Below are 13,291 nucleotides of genomic sequence, written 5' to 3'. Positions count from 1 at the left end.
TTGTAGTATCAACGCCGTTATAACACATAATAACTGCCATTAATACAGAATTAGTATATTTACTTGAAGTTTCAGAGGCTAATTGTTGTAATTCTTCAATAGTATATCTGTGTAATGTTTTAACTTCAATGAATTTTCTGCCCATTTATAATAGCTCCTTTATATATAAGTTAGCTTAATTATAAATCTTTTTGGGCAAGATTAATACTGGAAAATTTCAGTCTAAGTTCACGAGACTATATATTCTTCTAATATTACAAGAAGTTAAAATTAATAAATCTAAGATTAAAATAGTTAGCCAGCTAAGTAAATAACAGAGGTGATTTATTTTGTACAATAATTCTATATTCCATCTATTAATTCAAGTTGCTAAAGCCAACCACCAACAAATCCACAAATTACTACAGAATCTCTTAATTTAGCCCTGCCACAATGGCTAAGATGGTTAAAAGAATGGAAAAATGAGGATTTATAATTAAGAAACAAGATTCTGAAGATTTAAGAAAGAACAGAAACAACGCTTGGCAATTGCTAGAACCTTGGCTCTTAAGCCACCTATTCTTATTTTTGATGATAGTACTAGTGCAGTTGATATGAAAACAGAAGCACTGATACTCAAAGCTTTAACAAAGAATATAAAAAATCAAACCAATATCATTGTTGCTCAAAGAATCAGTACAATTATGAATGCTGATAAAATCTTAGTTTTAGAAGATGGTAAAATTACAGCAATAGGAACCCATGAAGAACTACTTACAGAAAGTAAAGTATACCAAGATATATTCGAGTCTCAATTTGGAGAAGAGAAAGCAAATCATGGCTAAAAAAGTCCACTTCGCCCTGACAGTTCTAAAAGAGATGGGTTAACTCATAAAAGAAAAACTAAAAATACTCAAAAGATCCTTTATAAGCTTAGGAATTACTTAAAGGAGAATTGCTTAGGTATAATTACAGTTTTCATTTCAGTAACTCTAGGAACTATCAGTAGCCTATTGGGTCCATACTTAATGGGAAAAGCAATAGACCCCGTTGTCCTTAAAGAAGGGATCACAAAGCTAGCTAAAATCTCATTACTAATATTAGTTTTATATATAGCGGTATCTCTCTTTACTTTTTAACTGAAGAAAACATTAAAGGAGAGGTTATCTTTAAAAAAGTAATACAATAAAGAGATATTGCGACACTTTCTGTTAATGGACAATTTACAATTGATAATGTACAATTAGAATATTTTAATTGAATTAGAACAACTTATTAACATAAAAAAGAGCAGACACAAAGTCTACTCTCTCCTAATCTCAAACTTTATACTTCAATTATCTCTTCTTTCTCTTCACCATGAAGAATTCTTGCAAATAACCCTTTAATAAAGCTGGAGATATCATCAACAATAGAATACATTGCTGGAATAACTACCAATGTTAAAATAGTGGAAAAGGTCAATCCAGCAACTACCACTACTGCCATTGGCTGCTGTGATTCTGCCCCTTCACCTAAGCCTAATGCCATTGGCAACATTCCTAATACCGTGGTTAAAGTAGTCATCATAATCGGTCTTAGACGGATTGGTCCAGCATTTAAAATAGCTTCTTCTCTGCTTTCGTAATTGCGACGGGTATTGATATAGTCGATTAACACAATCGCATTATTAACAACGATACCAGCCAACATAATCATCCCAATAATCCCTGGAACACTAAGGGGTACTCCTACAATTGCCAAACCTAATATTGCTCCAATCAAAGCTAATGGAACTGTAAACATGATTGTAAATGGATGTACCAGAGACTCAAATTGGGCTGCCATTACCATATATACCAAGACAACAGCTAAGATCAATGCCAATGCCAGGTCACCAAAGGATTCCTGCATATCCTTAGCTTGACCAGCATATTCAATGGTATATCCATCAGGAATATTTAGCTTATTTATTCTTACTTCAATATCCTTCTGTACTTCACTTAGGCTTCGCTTATAGAGTTGAACACCTACAGTAACCATTCTCTCTTGTGAATGACGGTCAATTTTATTTGGTCCCTTTGCCAATCCTATATCAGCAACCTCTGCTAAAGTTACTGTTACACCTGTTGGTGAGATTAACTTCAAATCCTTTAATTTATTAATACTATCTACTTGCTTATCCTGTAATTGTACTCTAACATCAAACTCTTCCCCTGCCTCTTTATATTGGGTTATAACATTACCCTTGACAGCATTCTTGATATTAAAAGCAATTTGAGATTCACTAAATCCTAATTCCTTAGCAACCCTTCTGTCAATAACAACTTGTATCTCAGGTCTACTCTTACTTATAGACAACTCAACATTTCTTGCACCTTCTACTTGTTTTGCCTCTTTAACTATCTTATCACCGAAATTAATCAGAGTTTCTAAATCAGGTCCTTGAAGTCTAACCTCAATTGGAGAACCGTCATCACCTCCACCCATAATAGAACTCTGTGGAGTAACTTTGATATCTGCCCCAGCAATATTTCTAACCTTTCCTCTTAACTCCTCAACAACATCAACGGTACTACGGTTTCTCTTATCTAACTCTACCAACTCCACTGATATATCAGCTTCATTAGTATTGGTACTTTCTAAACCAATCATATTAGTACCACCAAGACGTGAATAAATTATATCAACTTCAGGAATCTCTTCTATATAATCTTCAACTCGATTTAATACCTCTTCAGTCTCTTCTAACCTCTCTCCTTGGGGTAACTTAATAGTAACATTAAAGGTTCCTCTATCACTATCTGGTATAAATTCAGACTTTAGTGGGATTATTCCTGTTTTTAACCCAGCTCCAAAAAGAATAATTCCTAATACCATAACTACTACTAATATATATCTCATCTTTAAAGCCCTCTTTAAAAGGCTACGATAAGCTCTAGTAATAGCTCCAAATTGGAACTCTTGACCCTCTTCACTAAACTGCTTCTTAACTTTAAGTAGCTTAGAAGATAACATTGGAATTAAAGTCAATGCCATTATTAAAGAGGCTACCAAAGAGAAGGTAACTGTCAAAGCGAAGGAACCAAACAATTGAGAAGCTAAACCCTCTACAAAGACAAGAGGCAAGAATACTGCTCCTGTAGTCAAAGTAGAAGCCAAAATAGCTGTACCTACCTCAGCAGTTCCCTTCTTAGCAGCTTCAATTCTACTTTCTGATTCTTGACGGTGGCGATAGATATTCTCAAGAACTACAATCGCATTATCTACTAGCATTCCTACCCCTAATGCCACCGCACCTAAGGTCATTAAATTCAAGGTTAAATCAGCAAAATACATTAAGATAAAGGCTGTAATAATAGAGATAGGAATTGTAGTTGCAATAATGAAGGTACTTCTAATGTCTCTTAAGAAGATGAATAAGATTATTATAGCCAAGATAGCACCTTGTATTGCACTCTTTTTAACATTATTAACTGCATCTTCAATAAAGGTCGCTTGATTCATAACTATCTTTACTTCTATCTCGCCTTGTAATTTATCTTTTATCTTCTCTAATTCCTTCTTAACAGCAGTTGCTACCTTTACAGTATTTGTTCCACTCTGCTTCTGAATTACTAAACCGATACTTGCCTCCCCATTCAAGTAAGCATAAGTGTTGACCTCTTTATAAGTATCCTCTACAGTAGCTACATCAGCTAAGGCAATCTTCTGCCCTTGAGGAGTTAATATCTCTAACTCTTTTATCTCATCAACACTAGTAAATTCTCCTACTGTCTTTACTAAAAGTTTCTTATTACCATATTCTAAAGAACCACCAGATAGGTTTAAATTCCCTTGACTTATACTTGCTGATAAAGAGTCCAAACTCAATCCGTAAGACAATAACCTCTCTTGATCAACATTAATCTGAATTTCCCTCTCTCTTCCACCAGTGATATTAGCAGAAGCTACACCAGAGATTCTCTCTAAATTAGGCTTAATCTTATCCTCAGCAATCTTCTTTAACTTCTCTAAACTACCACCTGAGATAGCAATCTGCATAATTGGCATCTGGCTAGGGTCAAATTTAAGCACCATCGGTTTACTTGCATCTTCTGGTAAATACTCTTCAATCCTATCTATCTTCTCTCTCATGTCTAAGGTAGCAAAGTCCATATCTGTCCCCCAATTAAGGGCCATTAAAACCATAGAACTACCTTCACTAGATGTTGAGAATAATTCATCTATATTATCAACAGTAGCCATAGACTCTTCTATTGGGCGGGTTACTGTCTTTTCAATCTCTTCTGGATCTGCTCCAGTATAATTTGTTATAACAGCTACATATGGTAAATTCATCTCTGGGAACAGGTCAATAGGTAGTTTAGTTAGGGATACCACTCCTATCAACATTATCGCCAGAACTACCATAGTTATTGTAACTGGTCGTTCAACAGAAAAATCTGATAATTTCATTATTTATCACCTCGATTTACTACCTCAACTTTAGTATCAGCTTTAATATCTTCTTGACCTTTAACAATTACTTGATCACCTGCTTGAATTCCTTCTAAAACAATAGCTTCTTTAGCAGTTGCCAATCCTATCTTTACTTCTTTTCTAATGGCTATATTATCTTTAATAATATAGACATATTCTAAGCCATTTTCACTTAATATTGCTGCTTGAGGAATAACCACCTGTCCGGAACTTATATTTGCTTTAAATTTGATCTCTCCATACATTCCTGCTTTGATTATATTTGACTTGTTGTCAATAACAACCTCTACTGGAAAACTCCTCTTAACTTTATCTGCAACAGGACTAATACTCTTAACCTTTCCAACAAACTCTTTATTTAAAGCGTTGAAATTAACCTTTACTTCATCACCAACATTAACCTTATTTACATTACTTTCACTTATATAAGCAATAGTTTTGATCTTATCAATATCGACAATAGCTACTACAGGTTGCATACCTGCTATCTCTCCAGCCTCAACATTAACCTTAACAATAATTCCAGAGATAGGTGCAGTAATTTCTGTATGATCTAATTGTAGTTTAGCTGACTTCAAATTAGATTCAGCCTGTTCTACTTGAGCTTCTAATGCCTTAATCTCCTCTTTAGTTGAAGGGTTTTTAGCTAATGTTAATTCTTGTTTGGCTGATTCATAACTACTTTTAGCAGTTACATATTGAACTTTAATTGTTTCTAATTGCTGCTCTGAGATAATCTCTTGCTCATATAATTTTTTCTGCCTTTCATAAGATTTTTTGGTCTGTTCATAATTGCTTTTAGCTTGTTCAAGCTGGGCTCTTAATTGAGCTAACCGCTCTTCTCTAGTCCCTTTTAAAAGCTTCTCTAGATTAGCTTGAGCAGCCTGCAGCCCTGCTTTTGCTTGTTCAACTTGAATCAAGATATTTTCCTTGTCTAAAGTCAATAATTTATCACCTTTATTTACTTTATCACCTATAGATACATAAACCTTTCCTACTTCCCCTTGTAATTGTGGAGTTACCTGTATTGATTTAATAGGCTCAGCTTGAGCTGCTGCTGTAATATATTCAACTAATTCTCCTGTTTTAGCCTCTAAAACCTCTACGGGAACTTTAACCTCTTTTTCAACCTGCTTAATTCCTTCTGTCATATTTGTGGTAGCTTTCTCCTTACCACATCCCACAAACAATAAGCTTATCACACTTATAATTAAAACTAACATAACTAACTTATTAGATCTATCTTTAAACTCCATCATCATACCCCCTTATATTAATCAATAACCTTAGCCATTACTCTTTCTAAATTGACCACGGCTAAATTATAATCATAAATAGCTTGATAATAATCAGTCTGCACTTCTTGTAAGGTAGTCTGTGCATTAAGTACATCAAAACTAGTTATGATTCCTTCTTGATACTTCAATTCTGTATCGTTTAAATTCTTTTTAGATTCTTCCAAACTCAACTTCATTAACTCAATACTTTTCTTAGCTTCAGATAATTTTAATAAACTCTGCTTAATCTCTAACTCAATTCCATCTCTAGCTTGTTTTTTATCAATCTGAAACTTTTCTAACTCTTTTTCAGTCTGTTTAATCTTAGATTTCTTAATTCCACCATCAAAAAGCTCATAATTTAACATTAAAGTGACATTCCAATCACCATCACCAATCTCCAACTTATCACTTTGAGTGCTATAGCTACTTGCTAAGCTTATAGTAGGATATTTGCTTCCTTTTACAGCATCTAAACCAAGCTCTAATTTATCCTCTGTTAAGTCTAATAACTTAAACTCTATTCTATTAGCAAAGGCATACTCTTTAACCTCTTCTTCAGTTAATTGCACCTCTTGCCAATTTAGTTCATCATTTAATTCTAAAATCACATTATCTTCTAGACTCAAGGTATTCTTTAAAGCAAGCTTAGCTAATTTCAAACCATTTTCAGCTTTCAATAAACCTTGCTGACCTCTAATCAAATTTATTCTTGCTTGTAAAACTTCAGTATTGGTAAAGATTCCAACTTCTTTATTTGCTTGCGCAATCTCTACATATCTCTCTATCTTGTTTATGTTCTGCTTACTTAATTCAACCATCTTTTTAGCTTGAAGTATATTATAATATTGGGTAAGCACCTCTTCTCTTAGCTGATGTTGCTTCTGCTTAAGGTTTAATTCTGCCATCTCTACATCTTTTTGGGCTTGCTCATATCCTATTCTTATCTGTCCTCCCATATAAAGAGGATACTGTAATCCTAACTGAAAAGAATAACTATTAGGAGAACCTTCTTTCATTGAAAATGGATTAGTAGTAAAATCAGGTGTTACAGGTGCTTCCCCTAATCTAGTATAACTACTACTTAAATCAACTTTAGGATAAAAAGAAGCTTTGGCTTCAACCAACTTCTCTTTAGCAATCTCTAAATCCTTCTCTAGCTTGACTATTTCAGCATTATTTTTGAATGCCAAATTAATTACTTCTTCTTTACTCAAAGTCATTATATTATTAGATTCAGCAGCATAAATAGTTATAGCACTGAATAATAGACAAATTACTACAGCAACACTTACTTTGTTCTTCATTATATCCCTCCTATTTTTTGACCTACTAGTCGATTATTTATAAAAATTTTAATAATTATCTAGATATCCCCTGTAAAAATATATTGATTATAGTATCTTTTTTAGAAATAATATTAAAATCATTATCATAATGTAAGTGACTATTGAAACTAGTAAGCATTGTTAATAATAAATAAGCCATATCTTTACTATCGACATCTAAGCGAATTTTTTCTTCTTTCTTTCCTTGTTCAATAATCTTAGCAATAAACTCAGCTTGTTTAGTTCTAAAATCCATCAGCTTGTTTTTAAAATTATCATCTATTACAGCTAGCATCCCTTCTTGAAACATCCTAAAGTACTGTCTACCTTTATCAAAAAATTCTAAATATATCATCACTATTAATTTTATTTTTTCAATTATATCATCTTCTTCTTTAATTCTGTTTTCGATCTTACTTGCTAATCTTTGTATCCCTGTCAATATAATCGCTTGAAATAACTCTTTTTTACTATCAAAATACCAATAAACTGTCCCCTTTGCAACTTCTGCTTGATTGGCTATTTGACTAACTGTTGTTTTATGATAACCATTTTCAGAAAATAATTTCAATGCCGCAGTAATTATTCTATCTTTTTTCGATATATCGCCCATTTCTATCCCCCTTCTTCTCATTGACTATCCAGTCAAATAAGAACAAATAAAAAATTGACCCGTTAGTCAATTTTAATTATAACAGGAGAAAAATAATTTGTCAAAACAAAATTTACTAATAATTAAAGATATTTTAATAAATTGGTGCTAGTATAAAATTATTCTTAATTGTTTCTATTGATCAAATTTTAATATAAATCACCAGTTGATAGTGATATTATAACAATTTAGTAACAAGTAGCAAGTTACAGGTAACTAATAATATTATTAGAAAAACTATAGTGATTACTGTTAATATTAATTATTTTTAAAGGAGAGAAAATATAATATACCAAAAATTATTGTATTGCTTTTTATGTTATTGTTTATTATTGGAAGTATAATATTTATCATCTCCAAATCAAAAGGAAAATCAACTATGAGAAATCATAGCTACAGAGCCTAATAGCAGCTTAGACGGTATCAAATATATTATTATATTCTTAGGACTGATTTTAAATATAATAGGATTTAATAACGATAATCAAATAAATGTTAACTATTATAAAAAATCCCCCTCATTAATTAATGAGGGGGATTTAATAACTTTGCAATTTTCACTACTTTTAATTTTAGACTATAAACTAAACTTTGTGCTTGCTCTAAGTTTGCTTCCTACGAGTCTTGCAGACTCTTTGTAATGGAAAAATTCCCGACCGAATTTTTCTACTCTATTTTAGACTTACTTTTATATTTTAGATTATAAACTAGATTTTCTGCTTACTCTAAGTTTGCTCCCTACGAGTTCTTCCGAACTCTTCGTAATGGAAAAATTCCCGACCGAATTTTTCCTATTAACTACATTTCGAATGTCCGCAGCTCATACAGAAATTACATCCTTCCTGCATCCCCATAGAATATTCTCCACAACTTGGACATTTGGCAAAACCATCCTTAAAATCTGCCTCTTCTTTCTGTTTCATCTCTACTACCTTTTTATCTTTTATTTCAGTTTCTTCTTCATTGACCAAGACACCACTTCTAGAACCATCACGATAATAAGTAGTCCCTTTACAACCAAGGTCGTACCCTTGCATATACAAGGTTTTAACCTCTTCAATTGTATGGTCTTTGGGAGCGTTAACTGTCTTACTAATACTAGAGTCAAGATACTTCTGTATTCTAGCCTGTACCTTGATATGCTCTACTGGTGTCAGTTCTGGTGCAGTTACAAAATAATCAGGAAGTTCTTTACCTTCATTTCTATATTCCTGTGCCAACCAATGATAGACCTTCCTTTTCCCCAAATTATCCTGTCTATAATACTCCCAATTAAAGTTAGGCTCTATACCAGATGAGGCTCCTGCTAACATTCCCGTTGTCCCTGTTGGGGCTTGGGTTAGAATTGATAAATTTCTGATTCCATACTTAGCAATCTTCTCCCTTGTCTCTTCAGGTAACTGCTTAATAAAGTAAGTATCTAAATATTTCTCTCTGTCAAAACCAGGTGCAGCCCCCTTCTCTTTAGCCAACTCTGCACTCATCTCATAAGCATTATCTCTGATAAAGGAATACACCTTATCTATAAACTCTAGTGACTTCTCTGAACCATATCTAATTCCAGCCAATAACATAGCATCAGCTAGTCCCATAGTACCTAAGCCAATCCTTCTTATCTTACTCTGCTTCTCTTCAATTTCAGGATAGATATAATCATTCTCATCAATAATCTGGTCTAAGAATTTAACTCCTGTTCTAACAGTATTTCTTAATTCATCCCACTTTAGCTCTCCAACTTCATCTATAAAATGAATCAAATTAATAGAACCCAAGTTACATACACTCCAACCACCTAACCCCTGCTCACCACAAGGATTGGTAGCAATAATCCTTTCAATACCTCTGGTATTAGACCACTTGTTATATCTCTCTAAGAAGATAACCCCAGGCTCAGCAGTATTTAAGGCTGATTTACAGATTAAATCCCACATCTCTCTAGCTTTAATCCTCTTATACTCTTTTACTGGATAGCCTTTACTCTCCCAATCTTGGATATCCCCTTCCCATTCTGTATTGTACTTATGATAGCTAGTATCAGGGAATTTCAATACCCACTCTTCATCATTCTTGACAGCCTCCATAAAGTCATCAGAAATACCTACTGAAAGGTTAGCTCCATTTAGCTCCTCTAAGTTCTCTTTAACAGTAATAAACTCCAATATATCAGGATGCCAATCCTCTAATAGATACATTTGAGCTCCTCTGCGGCTACCACCTTGAATCACCTGTAAAATAACACCATTCATAGCCTTCATCCAACTTACAGTACCGCTTGATTTTCCATTGACTCCAGCTACATAAGAGTCACGAGGTCGTAATACTGACCAGTTTAAGCCTACTCCACCACCACGTGCAGATATCTCTACACAAGAAGAAATAGTGTCCATAATTGCTCCTCTACTATCTAGTCCCTCTTCTGGGTTCTTTCTATTATGAAAAGGTATCACATAACAATTGTAAAAGGTCACATCACCTTTATTCCCTATTCCTGCTAACTGCCTTCCTGCTGGAACGAATTTAAAGTCCTCTAAAGCATGATAATACTCTTTATGTAATTTATCATTACCCTTTGCTAATACTCTCGCTATCCTTTTCCACATCTCTTGTGGGGTAACTTCTATCAAAGCCCCATTTTCATCCTTTAAAGCATACCTATCTTCGAATACTTTCTGCCTCTGTTCATCCCATCTTGGTAACATCTTAATAATCCTCCTCAATATACTCTCTTCAATTCTTTCTTTGATTTTAAAGATCACAACTTTTATTTTCTCAAATCAAATGATATAATAGATTAGAATAAATAATCTCAAAAAGAATTTACACTACATCTGGTGTCTTTCTATACAAAAGTATACTAGATGTAGTGTTCTCTGTCAAAAATAATTTTCATTTATCAATCTCTTAAATAAACTTATCTTCTGCTAATAAAATTCATTAGAACAAAATGGAGCACAGTTTCCTTAATGAGAAAAAGAGACAAGGTATTAACCCTGCCTCTTAAACAATAGCATAATTTATTATTGTCGTGAATAGAACTCTACAACTAAATGGTCATCAATTTCGATTGGAACATCTTCTCGATTAGGCATTGAGACTAACTTAGCACTGAAGTTTTCCATATCTCTTGTTAAGTATGGATACTCTGGTAAAGTCATCTCTAGGAAGTTCTCTTTAAACATATCTACTTTTCTAGATTCTTCTTTTAGAGTAATCTCATCACCAACCTGTACTGGGTAAGATGGTCTATCAACTTTCTTTCCATTTACTAAGATATGACCATGACTTACCAATTGTCTTGCTTGCCTTGTAGAACGAGCAAATCCAATCCGGTATACAAGGTTATCCAATCTAGTCTCTAATTTCTTTACTATATTTTCACCTGTAATTCCTTCTTCATTCATAGCTTGCTTTACGTAACGTTTAAATTGCTTCTCCATTACTCCATAATAAGCTCTTAATCTTTGCTTTTCTAATAACTGTTTACCATAGTCTGATAACTTTCTTGCATCCCTTGCTGTTCTACTGTCTGCACGCTTCATAGCTTTAGGATGTCCATGAACGTTTAGTCCTAACCTTCTAGCTTCTTTGAATCGTGGTCCTTTCATATTTGCCAATTTATCTTATCCCCCTTATATTTTGTTTATGTTTGTTTTTTAGCCGCGGTAAATCCCTTTTTGACATAACAATAATTATTATAACATATCATTTATAGTTTGAAAATGATTATTATTATCTTTTTTGTTTTTTTATTTATTACCTATTATATTATGAAAGAAAATTGAAGAAGAATATACATAAAATCTATAAATTTTTCTTCTATCCTATTTTAATTTTATTTTAAAATGTCTACTAGGTATGTAAACACTCACCAATTATGAATAATAGCTTAAACCATCTCTGTTATTATACCTATTCTTAAGGTAATTATTCCTCTAAACTAAGATATATTTTATAGTCATCCAACTTTAGCGTGAAATTTAAATATACCGTTATATAGATATTGCGACACTCTTACTTTTAAAAACATGAACAAATCTTTAATCAATTTCGCAATATTATCTATGGCATTAGAAGCTTCTTCAGCCAAATCTCTAATCTCATCAACTACTACTGAAAAACCCCGTCCATGCTCCCCAGCTCTAGCAGCTTTAATAGCTGCATTTAAAGCTAATAGGTTGGTTTGTTCAGCTATATTATTGATCAATTTCCTTTATACTATTTAAAGTCATCTCTAAATTTTGGCTACCAACTTCAGTTTTAATACTAGCTTCTCCAGCACTAGCTGAAATCTCCTCACTTTTAAATAGACTTCTAGATGTAATTGACAAAGATTTCTTAAGAAATCTAGTCAATAAATATAATTCAGACTATAAAGTGCAAAAGCTAACAACTGAAGTTCATTTATTGTATTTGTTATACTACCATCTAACAGAAAAAGATAGCTTAGAAGACTTTGTTTCTGAATTAGAAGATAATAAAAGACTAAATCGAGTTTTACCTAAAATAAGCAAGTCTCAACTATCTCAAAAAAATGAGAGTAGAAATTACCAAATATTCTTTGAAATTTTTCAACATTTATTTGATAAACTTAAAGCTAATAGAAGACTTAGAAAAGCCCTAAAGGATATTGGTTCAGTAAAAATTATAGACTCTTCAACTGTAACTTTATGTTTATCATTATTTCCTTGGGCTAAATATAGAAGTAGTAAAGGTGGTATTAAACTTCATACTCTATATGATTTAAATACTCAGTCTCCCGAAAATATAATCATTACTAATGCTATTGTTCATGATAAAGAGGTATTTGATAATTTAACTCTAAATCCTAGTGTTACTTATCTTTTTGATAGAGCTTATATTCATTATCAAAAATTCGATGACTTTATAGAGAATGATATTTACTTTGTAACAAGAGCAAAATCTAATACTAAGATTGAATTTATTAGATCAATAAATTTAACTTCTAAAGATATAGAAGCTAATATTTTATTAGATGCAGACGTTATGTTAGGTGACTATACTTCAAAAACTAAAATGAAACATAAAATGAGATTAGTTAAAGTCAAAATTACTGATAGAGATAGTAAAGAAAAAGTAATTGATATTTTAACTAATAGATTTGATTTAGATGCTCATGTTATAGCTAAACTATATAAAGAGCGTTGGGAAATAGAATTATTTTTTAAATGGATTAAACAACATTTGAAAATAAAAAGATTCTTTGGACAAAATGAAAATGCTGTTTTAACTCAAATCTATACTGCCATAATTCTTTTTGTAATATTAAAGCTAATTCAAAAACAATCTAAGTTTAAAGGAACATTACTTCAGCTTACTAGAAAGATAAAGTATTCTATTTTTTCTCATATCAGAAGAAAATTTAATTTGATAACATGGCTAAATGATCATTGAATTTAAAAAAAATTTAATTTTACTTAGAGTTACTTTAACTTTCTTGAGAAATTTATTCTATTTTTGAATTTTTAATGTCATATTACTAAATTATTTTAGATTTTTTCAATAAAAAAGAATCATGATATGAAATTTTAATAATATTTGATTTTATAACAATCAATATCATTATTTATAGTGTT

General features: G+C 32.1%; 8 protein-coding genes and 1 pseudogene. 2 read left to right on the top strand and 7 right to left on the bottom strand.

What is annotated here, in order from left to right:
- The first annotated feature begins 521 nt into the window (after nt 1-521).
- The gene (locus U472_RS07585) at nt 522-824 is read left to right on the top strand and encodes a hypothetical protein (RefSeq protein ID WP_068717071.1); all 303 of its coding nucleotides are present in this window, start codon (nt 522-524) and stop codon (nt 822-824) included.
- Between the two features lie 481 nt (nt 825-1,305).
- Here the strand turns inward: U472_RS07585 and U472_RS07580 are convergent, their stop codons facing one another.
- From U472_RS07580 to U472_RS17390, 7 genes and pseudogenes are all read right to left on the bottom strand, one after another.
- Nucleotides 1,306-4,416, bottom strand: a complete 3,111-nt coding sequence (locus tag U472_RS07580; RefSeq protein ID WP_068717069.1) for an efflux RND transporter permease subunit — start codon at nt 4,414-4,416, stop codon at nt 1,306-1,308.
- On the bottom strand, nt 4,416-5,696 hold the full coding sequence (locus U472_RS07575; RefSeq protein ID WP_068717067.1) for an efflux RND transporter periplasmic adaptor subunit: 1,281 nt from the start codon (nt 5,694-5,696) through the stop codon (nt 4,416-4,418). The genes U472_RS07580 and U472_RS07575 overlap by 1 nt, the downstream gene beginning before the upstream one ends.
- Before the next feature lie 17 nt (nt 5,697-5,713).
- Nucleotides 5,714-7,024, bottom strand: a complete 1,311-nt coding sequence (locus U472_RS07570) for a TolC family protein (protein ID WP_068717065.1) — start codon at nt 7,022-7,024, stop codon at nt 5,714-5,716.
- A 55-nt stretch (nt 7,025-7,079) separates the two neighbouring features.
- Nucleotides 7,080-7,658, bottom strand: a complete 579-nt coding sequence (locus tag U472_RS07565) for a TetR/AcrR family transcriptional regulator (protein ID WP_068717063.1) — start codon at nt 7,656-7,658, stop codon at nt 7,080-7,082.
- An 833-nt stretch (nt 7,659-8,491) separates the two neighbouring features.
- Complete coding sequence (locus U472_RS07560) at nt 8,492-10,396, bottom strand: adenosylcobalamin-dependent ribonucleoside-diphosphate reductase (protein WP_068717061.1); 1,905 nt, start codon at nt 10,394-10,396, stop codon at nt 8,492-8,494.
- 318 nt (nt 10,397-10,714) lie between these two features.
- Nucleotides 10,715-11,311, bottom strand: a complete 597-nt coding sequence (rpsD, locus tag U472_RS07555; protein ID WP_068717059.1) for a 30S ribosomal protein S4 — start codon at nt 11,309-11,311, stop codon at nt 10,715-10,717.
- Nucleotides 11,312-11,736: 425 nt separating this feature from the next.
- Nucleotides 11,737-11,901: pseudogene (locus U472_RS17390) on the bottom strand (methyl-accepting chemotaxis protein); the annotation flags it as partial.
- Nucleotides 11,902-11,957: 56 nt separating this feature from the next.
- Here U472_RS17390 and U472_RS07545 point away from each other — a divergent pair.
- A complete protein-coding gene (locus tag U472_RS07545; RefSeq protein WP_425415771.1) occupies nt 11,958-13,109 on the top strand; it encodes an IS4 family transposase in 1,152 nt (383 codons plus the stop codon).
- Nucleotides 13,110-13,291 lie beyond the last annotated feature (182 nt).

The organism is Orenia metallireducens (assembly GCF_001693735.1).
In the GTDB taxonomy this organism is placed as follows: domain Bacteria; phylum Bacillota; class Halanaerobiia; order Halobacteroidales; family Halobacteroidaceae; genus Orenia; species Orenia metallireducens.
Note: the sequence above shows the minus strand (reverse complement) of the source record. Positions and strands in the feature narration are given on the sequence as shown.